General features: G+C 35.4%; 15 protein-coding genes and 1 riboswitch. Of the genes, 8 read left to right on the top strand and 7 right to left on the bottom strand.

Features of this window, described 5'->3' with window-relative positions:
• The first annotated feature begins 178 nt into the window (after positions 1-178).
• Positions 179-1,855 carry a glycoside hydrolase family 13 protein gene (locus tag BPMYX0001_RS16960; protein WP_006095833.1) on the top strand — a complete coding sequence of 559 codons (1,677 nt, stop codon included), beginning with the start codon at positions 179-181 and terminating at the stop codon, positions 1,853-1,855.
• 41 nt (positions 1,856-1,896) lie between these two features.
• Here BPMYX0001_RS16960 and BPMYX0001_RS16955 read toward each other — a convergent pair whose 3' ends face one another.
• Positions 1,897-3,657 (bottom strand): alpha-glycosidase, encoded by a 1,761-nt coding sequence (locus tag BPMYX0001_RS16955; protein ID WP_006095832.1) that lies wholly within the window; start codon positions 3,655-3,657, stop codon positions 1,897-1,899.
• 316 nt (positions 3,658-3,973) lie between these two features.
• Here BPMYX0001_RS16955 and BPMYX0001_RS16950 point away from each other — a divergent pair, with 316 nt between their 5' ends.
• The 4 genes from BPMYX0001_RS16950 to malR all read left to right on the top strand — a co-directional run bounded on the left by BPMYX0001_RS16950 (position 3,974) and on the right by malR (position 8,754).
• Positions 3,974-5,233, top strand: coding sequence for a sugar ABC transporter substrate-binding protein (locus BPMYX0001_RS16950; RefSeq protein WP_006095831.1), 1,260 nt, complete (start codon positions 3,974-3,976; stop codon positions 5,231-5,233).
• A gap of 77 nt (positions 5,234-5,310) precedes the next feature.
• The gene (locus BPMYX0001_RS16945) at positions 5,311-6,612 is read left to right on the top strand and encodes a sugar ABC transporter permease (RefSeq protein WP_006095830.1); all 1,302 of its coding nucleotides are present in this window, start codon (positions 5,311-5,313) and stop codon (positions 6,610-6,612) included.
• Positions 6,613-7,455, top strand: a complete 843-nt coding sequence (gene malD / locus BPMYX0001_RS16940; protein ID WP_016116108.1) for a maltosaccharide ABC transporter permease MalD — start codon at positions 6,613-6,615, stop codon at positions 7,453-7,455. It begins immediately after the preceding gene.
• 276 nt (positions 7,456-7,731) lie between these two features.
• Entirely contained in the window at positions 7,732-8,754 is a 1,023-nt protein-coding gene (gene malR, locus BPMYX0001_RS16935; RefSeq protein WP_003199897.1) for a maltose operon transcriptional repressor MalR, read from the top strand.
• A 13-nt stretch (positions 8,755-8,767) separates the two neighbouring features.
• Here the strand turns inward: malR and BPMYX0001_RS16930 are convergent, their stop codons facing one another.
• Both BPMYX0001_RS16930 and BPMYX0001_RS16925 read right to left on the bottom strand, forming a co-directional pair.
• Positions 8,768-9,931: an aminotransferase A gene (locus tag BPMYX0001_RS16930; protein ID WP_003199898.1), complete on the bottom strand. Its 1,164-nt coding sequence runs from the start codon at positions 9,929-9,931 to the stop codon at positions 8,768-8,770.
• A 100-nt stretch (positions 9,932-10,031) separates the two neighbouring features.
• Positions 10,032-10,232 carry a hypothetical protein gene (locus tag BPMYX0001_RS16925; RefSeq protein ID WP_003199899.1) on the bottom strand — a complete coding sequence of 67 codons (201 nt, stop codon included), beginning with the start codon at positions 10,230-10,232 and terminating at the stop codon, positions 10,032-10,034.
• Positions 10,233-10,542: 310 nt separating this feature from the next.
• Between BPMYX0001_RS16925 and BPMYX0001_RS16920 the strand changes: the two genes are divergently transcribed.
• Positions 10,543-11,817 (top strand): sensor histidine kinase, encoded by a 1,275-nt coding sequence (locus tag BPMYX0001_RS16920; RefSeq protein WP_006095828.1) that lies wholly within the window; start codon positions 10,543-10,545, stop codon positions 11,815-11,817.
• 293 nt (positions 11,818-12,110) lie between these two features.
• On the opposite strand, the gene BPMYX0001_RS16915 is transcribed toward BPMYX0001_RS16920, so the two are convergent.
• Positions 12,111-12,854 carry a DUF3967 domain-containing protein gene (locus BPMYX0001_RS16915; protein ID WP_003199901.1) on the bottom strand — a complete coding sequence of 248 codons (744 nt, stop codon included), beginning with the start codon at positions 12,852-12,854 and terminating at the stop codon, positions 12,111-12,113.
• A gap of 239 nt (positions 12,855-13,093) precedes the next feature.
• Here BPMYX0001_RS16915 and nucA point away from each other — a divergent pair, with 239 nt between their 5' ends.
• Together nucA and comJ are read left to right on the top strand one after the other, a co-directional pair.
• A complete protein-coding gene (gene nucA / locus BPMYX0001_RS16910; RefSeq protein ID WP_029426887.1) occupies positions 13,094-13,528 on the top strand; it encodes a DNA-entry nuclease in 435 nt (144 codons plus the stop codon).
• Between the two features lie 18 nt (positions 13,529-13,546).
• Entirely contained in the window at positions 13,547-13,936 is a 390-nt protein-coding gene (gene comJ, locus BPMYX0001_RS16905) for a competence protein ComJ (protein ID WP_029426889.1), read from the top strand.
• A 317-nt stretch (positions 13,937-14,253) separates the two neighbouring features.
• Here comJ and metE read toward each other — a convergent pair whose 3' ends face one another.
• The 3 genes from metE to BPMYX0001_RS16890 all read right to left on the bottom strand — a co-directional run bounded on the left by metE (position 14,254) and on the right by BPMYX0001_RS16890 (position 19,319).
• Positions 14,254-16,542 (bottom strand): 5-methyltetrahydropteroyltriglutamate--homocysteine S-methyltransferase, encoded by a 2,289-nt coding sequence (gene metE / locus BPMYX0001_RS16900; protein WP_006095826.1) that lies wholly within the window; start codon positions 16,540-16,542, stop codon positions 14,254-14,256.
• 129 nt (positions 16,543-16,671) lie between these two features.
• Positions 16,672-16,860, bottom strand: a riboswitch (cobalamin riboswitch).
• Positions 16,861-17,133: 273 nt separating this feature from the next.
• Positions 17,134-17,691: a PadR family transcriptional regulator gene (locus tag BPMYX0001_RS16895; protein WP_033797255.1), complete on the bottom strand. Its 558-nt coding sequence runs from the start codon at positions 17,689-17,691 to the stop codon at positions 17,134-17,136.
• Between the two features lie 92 nt (positions 17,692-17,783).
• Complete coding sequence (locus BPMYX0001_RS16890; RefSeq protein ID WP_006095825.1) at positions 17,784-19,319, bottom strand: MDR family MFS transporter; 1,536 nt, start codon at positions 19,317-19,319, stop codon at positions 17,784-17,786.
• Positions 19,320-19,556 lie beyond the last annotated feature (237 nt).

The following is a 19,556-nucleotide window of genomic DNA, read 5'->3' as shown; positions in this document are numbered from 1 at the left end:
ACGTTTTCATAAAAGGGGGGGATATTTAATAAATAAAGCCTCTTCTCTGTGAAAATTGGTTAAATTAAAATAGAAAAATGTAAGCGCTATTTTCATTTGTTTTAAAATCTGTTATCATTCATTAATGAAAACGTTTGCGCCTGGATTTTTCGATTTAAAAATGAAATGAGGTAGCATGATGGAAAAACAATGGTGGAAAGAAAGTGTTGTATATCAAATTTATCCACGTAGCTTTATGGATAGTAATGGTGATGGAATTGGTGACCTTCGCGGAATCATTTCAAAGCTTGATTATTTACAAAACTTAGGTATAGATGTAATTTGGTTATCACCAGTCTATGAATCTCCCAATGATGATAATGGCTATGATATTAGTGATTATCGTAATATTATGGATGAGTTTGGAACAATGAACGATTGGGACGAATTATTAAGTGAAATGCATCAACGTGATATGAAATTAATGATGGATTTAGTTGTTAACCATACTTCTGATGAACATAATTGGTTCATCGAATCTCGTAAGTCAAAAGATAACCCGTATCGAGATTACTATATTTGGCGTCCTGGGAAAGATGGAAAAGAGCCAAATAACTGGGAAGCGGCTTTTAGTGGACCTGCTTGGCAGTATGATGAAGCGACAGATGAATATTATTTACATTTATTCTCTAAAAAGCAACCAGATTTAAACTGGGATAATGAAATAGTGCGAAAAGATGTTTATGAGATGATGGAGTTTTGGCTTGAAAAAGGAATCGATGGTTTTCGTATGGATGTGATTAATTTTATTTCTAAAACAGAGGGATTACCAACTGTGAAAACGGAGAAAGAAGGTTATGTATCAGGCCATCAATACTTTATGAATGGACCAAATATTCATGCATACTTACATGAAATGAATCAGAAAGTATTGTCGAAATACGATATTATGACTGTTGGTGAAATGCCGGGTGTAACAACAGAGGAGGCTAAACTGTATACAGCTGAAGAACGTCAAGAATTACAAATGGTATTTCAGTTTGAACATATGGATTTAGATTCTGGAAAAGGGGGAAAATGGGACGTAAAGCCATGCTCACTCTTAACGTTAAAGCGTAATTTAACAAAATGGCAGAAAGCGTTGGAACAAACAGGATGGAATAGTTTGTATTGGAACAATCATGACCAGCCCCGTGTTGTCTCACGCTTTGGTAACGATAAAACATACCGCATAGAATCAGCGAAAATGTTAGCGACGGTACTTCATATGATGAAAGGTACTCCTTATATTTACCAAGGAGAAGAAATTGGGATGACAAATGTTCACTTTGATTCGATTGATGAGTACCGAGATATTGAAACGCTGAATATGTACCGTGAAAAAGTAATAGAGCGTGGTGAAGATGAAGAAAAAGTAATGCAATCGATTTATATAAAAGGGCGAGATAATGCTAGAACACCAATGCAATGGGATGATGGAAAGCACGCGGGATTTACAGCTGGAGAACCATGGATTGCATTAAATTCTAATTATAAAGAAATTAATGTGACACAAGCGTTGCAGGATAAAAATTCTATTTTTTATTACTATAAAAAATTAATTGAACTTCGTAAAAAACATGAAATCATTGTGTATGGAACATATGATTTAATTTTTGAAGAACATCCATCTGTTTTTGCCTATATGCGGACATGGAAAGATGAGAAAGTACTTGTCATTGCGAACTTTACTGAGAATGAGTGTGTATTTGAAATACCAGAAGAGGTAAATTATAATAGTTCAGAATTATTGATACACAATTATGATGTGCAAAATGAAACAATTAAGAGTATCGATTTACAGCCATATGAAGCGAGGGTATACAAGTTAAAATAATGAAAAGCCTTGGGTCAGAAATGACACAAGGCTTTTATATTTTACCACTTCAAAATTGAAAATCCATATGGTGGAAGTGTAACCTGTAATGAGTCTGTTTCTGCTGAAAATTCTTCGTTTGTATATAAATTTACAATTTTTTTACCGGCGATATCAAAAGGTATAGGAGCTGAAATTTCTTGGTTTGTTGGATTTAAAACAAAAAATATCGTTTCTTCTCCGTATGTTTTCGTATAAGAAATGTAACCTTGTTCATCGTTTGCTTCAATACATTGGAATAATCCATGTCCACCAAATGCTTTATATTGTCTTCGTAATGAAATTAATCTTTGTATATGCTTAAATAATACTGTATCTTGCTTATCTTCATCCCAGACCATACATTTCCGGCACCCAGGATCCATTCCGCCATCCATACCGATTTCATCACCGTAATAAACGCATGGTGAACCGATGAAAGAAAGGTGGAATACATAAAGTAGTTTTACTTTATTTTTATTTCCTTTACAGGTTGTTAAAATTCTCGGTGTATCATGACTGTCTAATAGATGAAAAGCAGCTTCGTTTACATTCATGGAATAGGAGTGAAGAGAAGCTGTAATTTGTTCCATAAATTCACTTGCCCCAATTGTTTCGTTTGCAAAGTAAGAATGCAGAGCATTTGTAACAGGATAGCTCATGACGGCATCGAATTGATCACCTTGTAACCATGGCTGAGCATCATGCCAAATCTCTCCTAAAATATAGACTTCAGGGTTAATTGCTTTTATTTCACTACGGAATTCTCTCCAAAAGCTATGATCAACTTCGTTTGCTACATCGAGGCGCCAGCCATCAATGTGAAACTCTCGTACCCAATAACGCCCTACTTTGAGTAAGTATTCTTTTACATCTGGATGGGCTGTATTTAATTTAGGCATATATGGTGTAAAGGCGAAGGTATCGTAGTTCGGAAGTGGCTCTGTTACAATTGGAAATTCGTGAATATGAAACCAGTTGGTATAGCGAGATTGCTTTCCTTTTTTGAGAACATCTTGAAATTTATCAAAGAAATATCCGCTATGATTAAAAACGGCATCTAGCATTACTTTTATACCTCGCTTGTGGCAGGCGTTAACAAGTTTTTTAAAAGTTTCCTTCGTCCCAAATTGCGGATCGATTTCCATGTAATCAATTGTGTCATATTTGTGATTAGAGTGTGCTGTAAAGATTGGAGTGAAGTAAATTCCGGAAATACCAAGTTTTACAAGGTAATCAAGGTGCTGGATAACTCCAGCGAAATTTCCGCCAAAAAAGTTAGTAGTTGTTGGATCAGTGCTCCCCCAAGAAAGAGTATCAGCTGGATTACATGAAGGATCTCCATTAGCAAAACGTTCTGGGAAAATTTGATACCACACTGTATCTTTTATCCATGAAGGAGTTCTAAAAACATCCTGTTCATGAATAAATGGAAAGCAAAAAAAGTTGCCAACATCATCATTAGGTGTTTTAGGGAAAAAGCCGCGTTCTGTATAGACGATCGTTTCTGTATTATTTTTTAGTTCAAATCCATATCGTAAGCGCTTAAAGTTCGGTTCGATTGAAATGAACCAATAATCAAATAAATCTGTTGAGCCGCTCTTTTTCATCGGTATGTTTGCTGTGATCCACTTCCCATCTTGCCATTCATAAGGATCGCCATGAATGAGTGAGGCGATATCTACATCATTTTTTTTTGTGCGCAATCGAATATGGAGCGTTTTTTCATCGTAAGCGTATGCGTAATTATCTTTCGGTCTATGGTATATTGCTTCTTTAAACATATAGAAAATCCCCCTTTGATATCTCAATAAATAATAATATATTGCAAACGATTGCTTTTTAATATAACTTCAATATTGCTTATAAGAGTAGTATTCATTTTATATAAAGTCAATGGATATAAAGAAAGACTTCATGAATTTTTTGAAAAATACATAAAGAAAATATTTGCAAAATATATAAAAGAATGTATAATGATAGACAAATAGCGCAAACGTTTTCGTAGATTAGAAGATTGTTTGCGCTTCTATAAAACTTGTAAGTGCAAACGTTTTCATTTTAGTCGATTATTACATATAACTTAGGGAGGTTTTGAGGGTGAAGAAAGCATTATCATTATTAACAGTTTCAGCTTTGACAATTGGTATGTTATCGGCATGTGGTCCGAAAGATTCAGGAAAAAAGGAAGCGAGTAAAGAGAAGAAAGATTATGACCTTCTTGTTTGGGAAGATCTTAAAAAAGGTCCTGCATTAGAACCAGCAGTAAAAAGCTTTGAAAAAAAATATAATGTAAAAGTAAAAGTGGCCGAAATTCAAATGACAGATCAAACAAAAAAACTACGTTTGGATGGTCCAGCAGGTACCGGACCTGATGTTGTAACATTACCGCATGATCATATTGGAAATGTTGTTACTGAAGGGTTAATTGATGAAGTAAAGGTTGATGATGCTGTAAAGAGCAAATTTACCGATTTATCTATAGAAGCTCAAACATATAAAGGGAAATTATATGGTTTGCCAAAGGCGATCGAAACACCTGTATTTATTTATAATAAAAAGCTTATGCCAAAGGCACCAGAAACAATGGATGAATTATATAATTTCTCGAAAGATTTCACAAAAGATGGTAAGTACGGATTTTTAGCACTAGGAGATAATTTATATTTTGCAAATGCATTTATGGCTGGTATGGGAGGGTATGTATTTGGTGAGAAAGATGGAAAACCGAATACAGCCGATATCGGATTAAATAGTAGTGGCGCGGTACAAGGGATGGAATATATTCAAAAATGGTACAAGGAGAACTTGTTCCCAAAAGGTATAATTGGTGAGTCTGGTGGGGCAGCTGCAGATGGATTGTTTAATGAAGGGAAAGCTGCATCCATTATGAATGGTCCATGGGCATTTCAAGCTATGGAGAAAAACGGAATTGATTATGGTGTAGCACCGATGCCAAAATTACCAAATGGTCAACCGATGAAAACTTTTGTTGGTGTAAAAGGATGGCATGTAACAAGCTTTTCAAAAAATAAAGATTTAGCAACGAAATTTGTTGATTGGGTAACAAATGAAGAAAATGCAAAAATTCGTTATGAAAAATCAAAAGAAATTCCGCCTGTAAAATCATTAATGGAAGATCCAATGATTAAAGACAGTGAAGCTGCAAAAGCAATAACGAAACAGGCTGAGACAGGTATTCCAATGCCGAATATTCCAGAAATGCAAGAAGTATGGGAGCCTGCAAGATTTGCATTAGAGTTACTTGCAGCTGGAAAACAAGAACCAAAACCAGCACTTGATGAAGCTGTGAAACAAATTAAAGGAAACATTGAAGCAAACCATAGTAAGCAAAAATAAGACGGAATTCGTATCTCTTATAAAGAAGGGATACGAATTCTCCTCCTTCCAAGGGGAAGAAAAAAGGGGGAAGAAATATGCAAGCATCCATTGAACCAATGCAAGAGGTAAATGGTTCAAAATACCGCAAAACAGCCGCGATGTTGTCAATCATTCCAGGTGTTGGTCAAATATACAATAAACAATATGTAAAAGCTCTTATCTTTCTTGTATTAACAGGTTCATTTATCGTAGCATTTGCGGATTTGTTAAATATGGGATTGTGGGGAATTGTTACACTTGGTACAGAGGTTCCTCGGGATCATTCTATCTTTCTATTAGTAGAAGGGATTTTAGCACTAATTGTTATTGCGTTTGGACTAGGAATATATGCTTTTAATTTATATGATGCCTATCAAAATGGGAAAAAACGTGATATAGGAATACCGTTAAATTCTGTGAAAGAACAATACCGTAATTTATTAGATCAAGGTTTTCCATATTTGATGGTTTCTCCGGGATTTCTGTTATTGATTTTTGTAGTTGTGTTTCCAATTATTTTCGTATTCTTAATTGGATTTACAAACTATGATTTATATCATTCTCCACCAGCGAAATTAGTCGAGTGGGTTAGTTTTAAAAACTTTACTGATATTTTCACATTACCAATGTGGAGGGATACATTCTTAAGTGTATTCTCTTGGACTGTGATTTGGACATTTGTCGCGACTACTTTACAAGTAGCACTTGGAATTTTCTTAGCAATATTAGTGAATCAGCCTGGTATTAAAGGGAAAGCAGTGATTCGTACAATCTTTATTTTACCGTGGGCAGTTCCAGCATTCGTATCCATCCTTGTCTTTGCTGGTATGTTCAATGAATCATTTGGAGCAATTAATAATCAAGTGTTAGCGCTATTTGGAATTGAAAAAATTGCTTGGATGACAGATCCATTTTGGGCAAAAATTGCTTTGATTTTTATTCAAACATGGCTTGGTTTCCCATTTATTTTTGCAATGACAACAGGTATACTGCAATCGATTCCAGGGGAATTGTATGAAGCTGCTACAGTAGATGGAGCAACGGCATGGCAACAATTTCGTAAAATTACATTGCCGCTTGTTCTATATGCAACAGCACCAATCTTAATTACACAATATACATTTAACTTTAATAATTTCAGTATTATTTACCTATTTAATGGCGGGGGGCCTGCTGTTTCGGGACAAAATGCAGGTGGAACAGATATTTTAATTTCCTGGATCTATAAATTAACAATGACATCAGCGCAATACGGAAAAGCAGCGGCACTTACGATGATTTTATCGTTAATTGTTATTTCTGTGGCGTTATGGCAATTTAAAAGAACAAAATCATTCCAAGAAGAGGATATGATGTAAATGAATATAAAACGACAGAAGATGTTACGTCTTTCATTAAGTTATTTCGTCATTTTCATAATGTGTGTCATTATTTTCTATCCATTACTATGGATTGTTGGTTCATCGTTTAATCCAGGAGATAGTTTATCAGGATCAAGTATTATTCCGAAAAATGCAACGCTAGATCATTATCGAGACCTACTTAATCTTGATAAGAGTAATTATTTACTTTGGTACAAAAATACACTGAAAGTTAGTGTATTGACGATGATCTTCTCAGTACTATCCATTAGTTTCACCGCTTATGCTTTTTCAAGATATCGTTTTGTCGGAAGAAAGAATGGATTATTAACGTTTTTAATTCTACAAATGATACCGAATTTTTCAGCGTTAATCGCACTCTATGTATTAGCGCAGTTGACAGGATTAATTGATACGCATCTAGCGTTAATCTTAATTTATGTGGGCGGAGCAATTCCAATGAATACGTGGCTTATGAAGGGTTACTTTGATACGATTCCAAAAGAATTAGATGAGTCGGCTCGTATGGACGGGGCAGGGCACTTCCGGATTTTTTGGCAAATTATTATGCCGCTCGCAAAACCAATTGTGGCAGTTGTAGCTTTATTTACCTTTATTGGTCCGTTTACAGATTTTATTTTAGCAAGTATCATTTTACGGACACCAGAAAACTATACATTAGCTGTTGGATTATATGAAATGGTAGCGAAGAAATTTGGTAATGAATTTACAACATTTGCAGCGGGTTCCGTATTAATTGCTATACCGATTTCAATTTTGTTCTTATCATTGCAAAAATATTTTATTTCTGGTTTAACAGCTGGAGGTACGAAAGGATGAAAATGGGACATTATGTCCCATTTCTCTTTTTTAGGGAGAAGTTCGATTCATATGACATTGTAAGGGGAAAGATGTGAAAAAAATAGTATATTATAGTATAGGAAAATAAGCTTGTATCCCTTACAATACATGAAGAGGGAGAATATTAGTTTACATTAATATAATTTTTTGAGGAATGAAATAAAGTAATGGCGGCTTTCGTTTTCTCCTACTACCTGTAGAACTGCAGGATAAAAATAGATATGAATGAAGAATTAGAAGAGAGGAGGAGATTTTATGACAGTTACAATTAAAGATGTAGCGAAAAAGGCAAATGTTGCGCCTTCCACTGTGTCTCGTGTAATTGCTGATAATCCAAGTATAAGTGAAAAAACAAAGCGCCGTGTCCGTAAAGTAATGAGTGAACTAGGGTATCATCCAAATTTAAATGCGAGAAGCCTTGCGAATCAAACAACAAAAACAATCGGTCTTGTTATGCCGAGTTCTGCAAGTAAAGCATTTCAAAATCCATTTTTCCCAGAAGTAATTCGAGGGATTAGCTCGTTTGCACATGTCGAAGGTTATGCGTTGTATATGTCAACTGGTGAAACAGAAGAGGAGATTTTTAATGGCGTTGTGAAGATGGTACAGGGTCGTCAAATCGGCGGAATTATTCTTCTTTATTCACGTGAGAACGATCGTATTATTCAATATTTACATGAACAAAATTTCCCATTTGTTTTAATTGGAAAACCATACGAAAGAAAAGATGAAATTACATATGTAGATAATGATAACTATACAGCTGCAAGAGAAGTAGCGGAATACTTAATTTCACTTGGACATAAACAGATAGCGTTTATTGGCGGTGGTTCTGATTTACTTGTTACGAAAGATCGTTTAGCTGGAATGAGCGATGCTTTAAAACTAGCTGACATTATGTTGCCAGATGAATATATTTTACATTTTGATTTTTCAAGAGAGGGTGGCCAGCAGGCTGTAGAAGAGTTAATGGGACTTGAAAAGCCGCCGACGGCAATTATGGCAACAGATGATTTAATCGGTCTTGGGGTGTTAAGTGCGCTTGCCAAAAAAGGGCTTGCTGTACCAAAAAATGTTTCAATCGTGAGCTTTAATAATGCTTTATTATCTGAAATTGCGAGCCCGCCGCTTACAACTGTTGATGTGAATATTTATCAATTAGGGTATGAGGCTGCAAAAGCGTTAGTTGATAAGGTGGAGCATTCCGAGTCCACTTCAAAATGCATTATTATTCCGCATAAATTACTGAAGCGCCAAACTTGTGATCATTATGCGTAAAAAGCTAAGAGTGTTATCTCTTAGCTTTTTGTTTTAAAAATTCTTCTAAACGATCGCAGCCTTCTTTTAGTGTTTCCATACTATAAGCGTATGAAAGACGAATATACCCTTCACCATACTCTGAAAATGCTGTTCCTGGAACAACAGCGAGTCTAGCTTCTTTAACAAGATCAATGGCAAAATCAAATGATGAGGATGTAAGATTTCCAACGTATGGGAATAAATAAAAGGCACCAGTTGGTTTCTCAACAGTTAAGCCCATTTGAATCAGTCTGTTGTATACGTAATCACGGCGTTTTTTATATTGATGACGCATCATTCGCGGTGCATCTTTTGCTGCTGTTAACGCTTCGATTGCAGCGTATTGTGCGATTGAAGTTGCACATGTAACGTTGTATTGATGAACTTTCAAAATATGCCCTGCTAAATAGCTTGGAGCAAATAAAAGACCGATGCGCCAGCCTGTCATTGAATGTGATTTTGATAGTCCATTAATGACGATTGTTTTATCACGCATTTCTGGAAAATGAGCGATGGATGTATGACTATCTTCATATACAAGCTCACTATAAATTTCATCAGAAAGAACGAAAATGTTTTTATCTTTTAAAACAGATACAATATCTGTTAGTTCTTCTTTTGACAGTGTAACACCAGTCGGATTAGAAGGATAAGGTAAAACGATGCATCTTGTTTGATCTGTAATTGCATTTTGAATCGCTTCTGCTGTTAATCGAAATCCAGTTTCACGAACATCTACAAACACAGGGATTGCCCCGCACAGTCTAATAATGGGTTCATAGCCTGGATAAATAGGAGCTGGTAAAATAACTTCTGTTCCAGGTTCTAAAATAGTACGAAATGTAACATCGATTGCTTCACTAGCACCGATTGTAACGATGGTTTCGTTTTCAGGTGAATAGTGTAAATCGTAATTTTCCTTTAGAAAATGACAAGCTGCATTGCGTAATTCTAATAGGCCGGCGTTGTGTGTATAGCTCGTATAGTTTTCTGTAATCGCTCGTTTAGCAGCTTCTTTGACTAAAGAAGGAGTTGGAAAATCAGGTTGTCCAATTGTTAAAGAAATGAGATTATCATAGTTTTGAATCATATTAGAGAATTGACGAATACCGGAAATTTGGATATCCTTCACTCTAGGATTAATGAATTGTTCCATTTTGTCTCCCTTTCTTCCGTTTACAAAATTTCTTTTATTTTATCATAAATTTTATATTTTCGCTTTGGAGCGCAAAAAAAAAGCCGCTTAAAGCGACTTTTTAATACCCATATTCCCAATCTATTTCATCTTCATTCCAAAGAACTGAAGAAACTTTTCCAAGGTGTACCACAGATTCATTCACAGCGCATGTGCAATTTTCTTCCCCAGCTTTGTCTTGCAATTCTTCGTATACTGATTTATCCACATTTTCGAGAACGACCAAATTCTCCTCTTTTAAAACAAGCGTAGTTCCTGTCATAGTTATCATCCTCCTACTAAAATAATAATTACTTCTTTGTACACGTAGATAGTATGGATTATATGCTGTATGTTATTATGGTTGTCTGTTTATTGGACTATGTTTTATTTTATTTGTTAACCCGTATTCATTGTATACTGCATCATGGTAGTTTGGTACAGGGTTTACAATCATTTCGGAAAGTTGTAACATTTCTTAACGTTTATTCACAAATAATTTACAAATATGTTAAGAAAAATCTAAATTTTAAAACAAAAGCAACTGTAAAATGATATAATCATATCAAAATACATATAGGGGATGAGAGGCTATGGAGCTAATTCGTGACTTAATGATCCAAGTCGCGATCATTATTTTGCCACTGTTTTTATATGAAGCGATTCGTCTAAACCGTTATCAAGATATGCTTCCAAAGCCCAATCGCTATTTTATTATGTTCTTATCTAGTATTACGCTTGTTCTCTCTATGACGTATCCGATTTATTTTGTCGATGCTTGTAGTTACAATTTCCATGCAATTCCGATTATGAGTGCTTTTTTGTATGGTGGGATTGTAGGGATTATCCCAGCTTGTATTTTTATTGTATACGAATGGTTTTTGAATGGTTTACAGTGGTTTCGGATAATAGAAGTTTTATGTCTTGCAATCATTCCTTTCCTGCTATCAAAAAAGTGGTCTGTTTTTCCGAGAGAAAAAAAACTTATTGTGGCCTTTATTATTTCATCTTTGTATGTTCTTGTCGGTTTAGTGTGTAGTATGTTTGGGATTTTACTGAGAGTAGGCTTTACGCCACCTATGTCGCATTTGTATAGTGGATACATATTTGCTTCCTTTATTATGGTTATGACAATGGTATTTCAAGTGTATTTAACAGAGTATTTAAATGAAAATGCATTGTTACGTACAGAAATGCAAAAATCTGAAAAGTTAAACATTATAAGCGAGCTAGCGGCAAGTGTAGCACATGAGGTGCGAAATCCCCTCACAGTTGTTCGAGGGTTTATTCAGCTATTAGAGAGTACAGAAGATATGAAGAATAAGGACTATATGCGTCTTGTACTAGCTGAGCTTGATCGGGCCGAACAAATTATTTCGGATTACTTAAATTTAGCTAGACCGCAAATTGAAAAAAAGGAACATATATGTTTATCAGCGCAGCTTATAGAAATGACTACTTTAATGTCTTCATTTGCGGCTATGCAAGGCGTTTATTTACAAGTTGAAATTTCTGAGAGCCTTTATACGATTGGTGATAAGACAAAGTTAAAGCAAGCGATTATGAATATCGTTAAAAATGGAATTGAAGCGATTCAAGAAAACAAAGGGTATTTAAAAGTAACCGCCATTCAAAAAGATGATGTGATTATAGTGCGAGTAAAAGATAGTGGCGTTGGAATGACGAAAGAACAGCTAGCAAGGCTTGGACAACCGTATTATTCATTAAAAGAAAAAGGAACGGGTCTAGGGCTTATGGTTACCTTTAGTATTTTACAAGCACATAATGGTACGCTGGAATATAAAAGCGAGAGTGGAAAAGGAACGGAAGCAATTATTACATTACCAGCAGTTAGAAATAAGGAATAAAAGTTACCGATATAAGGTAACTTTTTTATTTATCTATATAAATTCAAGTTGAAAAAACGACATAAACTCCTTCGTTTTAGTTGGGAGAGAGGATCCAGCCATGCATAGAAGCGGTCAGAGCCTTTTCCTGCCCCATGCCAAGTAAAAATAGAAAGAGAAAACAACTAACGGTTACTTTTTCTGCTTCGCGTGAGCGACTAATATGTCGAAAAACTAAAATAGATTTATATACGTGAAAATGAAAGGCTTGTAAAGCTTCTACCTTGGATGATGAAAAGCTAACGATGAAGGTTTTATTCATTTGTTTTTTCTGGTTTGACTCGAATAAATAAATTTTTAAATGATTGAAATAAGCTTTGCTCCTTTGAGGCGGCGATTAGTCGTTTTGTTTCTTGAATTTCACGAATGACTTGCATAAGCTGTGCATCTCGATTGTTGTCTTTATTGTAAACGTGATTGACAAGCTTGTTCATTTTTTCTTCTTGCTTTGATTCACGCTTATACATATGATTCATCAATAAGTCCATTTTTTCTTTTTGTAGGGCATCTGTTTGAGCTGCGTGATCAATAAGCTCTTGCAGCATTTCTTCTTGTGTACCTTCTTTTACATAAACTTGTTGCATTAATTCATCTAGTTTTTCATCTTTTAAGCGGTTTTGTGTAATTAAGGTAGAGTTTTGATGAATAATTGCTTCGTTTAATTGGGCGAGCATCTCAAGTTTTAACATGAATTCTTCAAAGTTTCGGTCTTCTTCTTTCGCATGTACTTCTTGATTTTGTTTTAACATCGGTACAGGTGGACTGTCTTTTTCTTTTAAAATGATAGGAATTGTTTCTGTAATATCTTCTTGCAAAGTGGCTGCTCGTTCGTGAATTGATTTTAAAAGCTTCATATCATCCATTTTATATATACGAGCATCAGCAGTTTTTGCAATCATATAACCATGTTGTTCTAAAAGTTGACTATATTTTCGAACTATATGTTTCGGGATTCCTGTTTTATTTGTAACATCCTTCGTTTTATATGTCGCCTCCATAACATTTCCTCCCCAAAAAGTATCGTATATACAAATTCCATCTTTTATTTAGACTTCCTTTGAAAAAGAATGTCGGAAGTCTAGAAGTTTTCTACATGATTAGCGAAAAGTTGCATAAAAATGAATGTTTTTGGCGTAAAGGGGAGGAAGGGATAAAATAATGTCTGAAAACATATATGGAGGAAGTTTGTTATAATAGCCTAGGAAAAGAAATTGGGTCGAAAAACGGAGGTACATATATGAAACAATTAAAAGGCATTATCATTTCGATTATTGCTATTCTTTCTATTTTAGTTGCTGTCTATGAAGCGTTTATACCAACAGAACCAAAGAGTAAGAAAGAAGTTACATATGATCAAGTTCTAGAATTTCCAAAAGAACGTTATCCAGAGACGGGGAAACATATAGCAGATGCGATTAAAGAAGGGCATTCTAAAGTATGTACGATTGATCGAAGTGGTGCAGCTGATAGAAGAAAGTTGTCTCTAGCTCCATATCCAGCAAAAAAAGGGTACGATCGTGATGAATGGCCAATGGCAATGTGCAAAGAAGGTGGAAAAGATGCGCATATTGAATATATTAACCCTGCTGATAATAGAGGCGCAGGTTCATGGGTGGGAAATAAGCTAGATAAGTACCCAGATGGGACACGTGTGAAGTTTGAGGTTAAGTAGTAGAAGGGAATGGTGCTTGTGGAATTAACAATTTCCTACTCACAATTAATCGTGATGAATTATGAGGGGGAACAGCCTTATGTAGACTGGACGAATGAAGATTTTGAGAGGGGATACGCTGAAGCAGAAGGAGTAATTGTTTTTGAGGCACTTTCTGATTATACGTGTGAAATCAAAGCAACAGTTGGGAAGCGTATTGAGAAAGAAGAGACAATGAGAACGATATCAGTCCCTTTTAGGGTGGGGGACGAAGGAGTTTTTGTAAGGAGTATTCTTTCTGACAAATTTCCCATTTCAATTCCAAAAGGTGATTATCTGTTGGTACTACAAGCAATACCGCTTGAGGAACCAACAGATGATGAATTGTACAAGATACAATATGAATTGTTTTTTGAAAAGAAAGAGTAAAAAAAGGCCACGGTATCGTGGCTTTTTCTTTTAAACTTCGTTACAATGAAGAACGGAAGAAGGTGTAAATATACGCCAAGTTTGCGGCGTAATCTTATCATTTATTGGATCGGCTGCTTTTCAACATCGTGCGGATTAAGTTTGGTTATTCTATTTGTGTTTCTTTATATAGAAGAACTAGGAATTGATGATGTGAATAAATTAGCGTAATTGTCAGGAAGTTCATTTTATTTTTATTTGTACCACCTTGTTATTGGCGATGAACGCTAGTTGAAATATAGAATAAGGGTATCCTTTTAAAGGACACTCTTATTTTCTTATGCGTTTGTTTTTAGAAGAGAGCGGGCCTCTTTAGCAGCTTGAACCATATGCTCTAAAGCAGGTATAACTTCTTCTGTTCTTCTTGTTTTTAAACCACAGTCTGGGTTAATCCAGAAGTATTTTGGATCACATACTTTTAAGGATTGTTCTACAATTGTATACATTTCATTTTTACTTGGAACACGAGGGCTATGAATATCATAAACTCCTAAACCGATCCCTTTTTCATATGTTGTATGTTCTAATGTATGAATGAATTCACCATGACTTCTTGATGTTTCGATAGAAATAACATCGGCATCTAATGCACGAATTGCATCTACGATATCTTCGAAGTTACTGTAACACATATGTGTGTGAATTTGTGTTTCATTCGCTACAGAAGAAGTTGCTAGAAGGAATGATTGAACAGCCCATGTAATATATGTGTTCCAATCTTTTTCTTTTAGCGGCATTCCTTCGCGAAGTGCTGGTTCATCGACTTGAATAACACGGATACCGGAAGATTCAAGCAATTTAATTTCATGACGAAGTGCTAATGCGATTTGGTAAGAAACTTCTTTTCGTGAAATATCATTCCGAACGAATGACCAGTTTAGAATGGTCACAGGACCTGTTAACATGCCTTTTACAACTTTATTTGTAAGGCCCTGGGCATATGCGGTTTCTTTAATTGTCATCCCATTAATAAAGGCAACATCACCATAGATTACAGGTGGTTTTACACAGCGGGAACCGTATGATTGAACCCAACCATTCTTAGTGAAAGAGAAACCAGCAAGTCTTTCGCCAAAGTATTCTACCATATCAGTTCGCTCAAATTCACCATGAACGAGCACATCAAGGCCGATTTCTTCTTGATATCGAATCCATTTTTCAGTTTCTTTTTCAATAAATTGTTCATATTGTTCATTTGTAATGTCACCGCTTCGCCATTGTTTACGCGTTTGACGAACTTCAGTAGTTTGCGGGAAGCTACCGATTGTTGTTGTTGGAAGTAGCGGTAACTGTAATGCTTCTTGTTGCAAAGCATAACGTTGTTCAAATGGAAGAGGACGAGAGAAATCTTCTTCTTTAAGAGTTGCTCTTGCTGTTTGTACATCTTCACGATTACGTGCAGCTGAAGATCGAATTGCTTCATGAGCGCTACGGTAAGTAGCTAATTCCGTACTAACACTTTCTGCACCCTCAGAAAGCGCGCGTTTAATAAGTGTAAGTTCTTCTAATTTTTGATTTGCAAATGCAAGGGCATCAAATAGTTCTGTTGATAAGTGTGTTTCTTCCGTTTTATCAATTGGAGTATGTAATAAGCTACATGAAGGCTGAACGATCCACTCTTTCGGTGTAATGTGATCTTGTAATGTTTTAAATAAAGAAAGGACTTCGTCAAGATCAGCTCTCCAAATGTTACGGCCATCTATACAACCGACTGCTAAAATTTTATCGGATGGGAATCCATACTCTAAAACTGTGTTTACATTACCTTCTTTACCGTGAACAAAGTCCAATCCAATGCCGGATACAGGGAATGTAATAATTTCTTCATAGTTCTCTTCTACACTATCAAAATAAGTTTGTAAGATAAGAATTGCATTTGGAACGCTTTTACGAATTGTCGCGTAAAGTTCTTTCGCCTCTGCTATTTCTTCTTTTGTTAAAGATGCAAAAATTGGTTCATCAATTTGGATGAATTTTGCACCAGCTTCGTGTAATTCAGTTAATAGCTGTACATAAGGAACAACTAGTTGATTTAAAATAGTAGCAAATTGCTCTTGTTTATATCCTTTTGCTAATTTTAAGAATGTATAAGGTCCTAATATAACTGGTTTTCCATCAACGCCTAATTCTTGTTTTGCTTCTTCGTATAAGCGAAGTGGTCGATTGTCTTTTAAAGAAATCTTCAATCCTTCTTCATATTCTGGAACAATATAATGATAGTTTGTGTTAAACCATTTTGTCATTTCGGAAGCAACGTGATCTTTAGAGCCACGTGCCATTGCAAAATATACATCAAGATAAGAAGTGAACTCTGAAAAACGAGATGGAATAAAGCCAAGCATGTAGGCTGTGTCCAGCACATGATCATAATATGTAAAGTCGCCAATTGGAACTAAATTGATTCCTTTTTCTTGCTGAGCTTTCACATGTTGAAGACGAATTTCTTTCATTGTTGTTGAAAAGTGCTGCTCATCAATCTTATTTGACCAAAAAGCTTCCAACGTTTTTTTCCATTCTCTGTGTAACCCAATTCGTGGATACCCTAAATTACTTGTTTGAATTGCCATTTAAAATTCCTCCCTAATTGAAAGTAAGCATTTCCGTTTACTCGGAAATGCATGTAACGAAAAGTATAAAGGTACAGAAAATAGCCCTCTCTTCTCGTTCATAACACCTAATCATCATCCGTGAGTCTATCAGTGTTGTTAAAATAGGCAGGTCTCCTGGCTTATGCTTCATATGACTTCTTTCACCTTCCCGTTTTCACAGTGGTATAGAAAAGAAGTCTCTGCACTTACAGTGGCGGGACCGCGTTGGAATTTCACCAAACTTCCCTTTTCAACACGAACTCAGAAATGTCGTGTACCTATTTTCCTTTTGAAAGGAATTTAACAAGCGAATATGATATTGAAACAAATTCTAACATAATTTTTTGAATTTTGTCTACTGTTTTAAAATAAGAATATTTATAAAATCATAATTTTCACCATTATGAAAATTATGATTTTATAAATGGGATGGAATCAAAGGTTCTATGTTTGTTTTCAACATGAATGATGAGGATTTATGTCTAAATAAGAGAGAAGAAATAATAAAGGGCATAAGGCGGTGGATGGTAGGGAGAATGATCAGTGAGGAAAATCCCCACTGATAAAGTGTCAATTTACATTCATTCCTATTTCTGAAAGGCGACCAGCACTTGCATCTTTATGGAGTTCATTTAACCAACGTAATTCAACAGTAATATGTTCAATAACACTGTTTAAAATATAAAGCTGTGCACGTGGAACATTTTCCTTGCTATGTTCGTATATGGATTGCATCGTATGTAAATATTGAATTGTGTCATCTCTCTTTTTTTCTAAAATAGGAATGATTGTTTTTTCATCACCAAAGTGAGAGAAGGATAGTGCTGAATAGATTGGTTTATATATTTGGTTTTTTGCCTCGAATTGCTTTAAAAGCAGTGTATGGAAAAATTCTCTTCCAGTTTCAGTTATATGGAAAATTGTCTTATCTGGTCGATTGGTATCTCGTACAACATTTGTAACCGCAATTGCCCCTTGTTTCTCCAATTGTTCAAAGGCGTAATAGAGGGATCCTTTTGCGTATTTAATATAACAATTCATTTGTCGTTCTTTCATTATATGCTGCACTTCATATGGATGTTTATCTCCTTCGAGTAGCAAGCCGAGAATGACTAATTTCATGCTCACGCTGTCTCAACTCCTGTAATATAAACTTTATACATATTATAAACGGTATATCTCTTTATCGAAAGAGATATACCGTTTCATTTTGGTGTGTATTAACTTACCTGTTTCTGTTTTTTATTTGTTCCCGTTAAGAGACGTTCTTTACCCATCAGTATAATACAGATAATACTTAGAACAGCTGGGATAAGCGCCCAGCAAAATGTATCGGCAATAGATGTCCCAAGTGCTTGTTTAATTCCATCCAATATTTGAGGTGGAATTTTTTCAGTAGCATGTGGTGACAATAAAAAGCTTGTGTCTCCACCTGTTGGTACCATTTTTTCTAATTCTGGAGGGAAAACAGCTTTTAATTTATCAGTGAAAATCTGATTTTGAATCGTACCGAAAATTGTCACACCAAGAGTCATTCCAAGAGAACGGAAGAAAGAGTTTGTTGATGTAGCAGAGCCGCGATCTCTCATTTCTAAATTGTGAATAGAAGACATACTTAAAATAGAGAATGAGAAGCCAACTCCAAGCCCAGTTAGAATCATAAAGGTTGTTACGAGTGTACGTGATGTTTCTAGTGTTAATGTGCCAAGTGAATAAATCCCAAGTACAAAGAAAATTCCAGATACGATCATAATGTTACGGTAACTTGTTCGAGACGCCAATTGTCCACCTACTTGACTTCCGACTACAGAACCGACCATCATTGGTGTTAAAATTAATCCTGCATTAGATGCTGAACCGCCAAGAACGCCTTGGACAAAGATTGGAATGTAAACTGTACAAATAATAAAAGTTGCTCCATAGAAAAAGGCAACACCTTGGCTCGCTGCAAATAAGCGCTTTTTAAATAAATGGAAAGAAATAATTGGCTCTGTTGCTCGTCTTTCTACGAAGAAGAAGATAATAAGCATAATAGCAAAAGTAGCAAATAAGCCAAGAATCATATTAGAATTCCAAGCATATTCCTTACCACCAAGTTCTAGAGCAAACATTAAGCAAACAATGCTTATTACAAGTGTAATGGCACCAGCCCAATCGATTTTTTGTTTTCTATATTGTAGAGATTCTTTGTAGTACTTCGAGATGAAGAAGAAGGAAATAAGCCCTAATGGAATATTGATATAAAAGACCCAGTGCCAACTTATATAATCAGTAATATAAGCCCCTAATAAAGGACCGAATACGCTTGATGTTCCAAAAACTGCTCCAAATAGTCCAGTCATTTTCCCTCGTTTTTCCGGCGGGAATATATCATACATGATTGTGAATGCAATTGGCATTAAAGCGCCGCCACCAATTCCTTGAATCGCTCTATAGATACTTAACTGTTCAATACTTGCTGCTGTACCGCAAAGAATAGAACCAAGCAAAAAGAGAAGCAATCCACCGATATAAAAACGTTTACGTCCATACATATCAGATAATTTCCCGAAAATCGGCATCCCTGCCATTGTTGCTACCATATAAGCTGATGTGACCCAAACAAATTTATCAAATCCTCCTAGGTCTCCAACAATTGTCGCCATGGCAGTGGCAACGATTGTATTATCCATTGCTGCCATTAAAATACCAAGTAACAATCCAGCAACAACAAACTTTGTTTTACTTCCTTTGTTTTGAGATGCTTGTTCTTGCAAACATACCCCTCCTTTTATATAAGATCAACTGTTCTGTAGGAAAATCTTATTAGTAGTTCGTACTTTAGCATGTCTTTATGTAGGACTATAATTTCACTATTCCTTTTATAAGAGAAGATAGTGCCATAAAGAATAGAAAGCATAAATCATATTATAGTCAAATTTGACTAAAAGGCAAATTTTTTTATTTTATCCCGCTATTTTGGGGCAGTAATATTCCCACCTCAAGATTTAGCG

It is taken from the genome of Bacillus pseudomycoides DSM 12442, from assembly GCF_000161455.1.
GTDB classification, from domain to species: domain Bacteria; phylum Bacillota; class Bacilli; order Bacillales; family Bacillaceae_G; genus Bacillus_A; species Bacillus_A pseudomycoides.
This window is presented reverse-complemented; position numbering and strand designations above follow the sequence as displayed.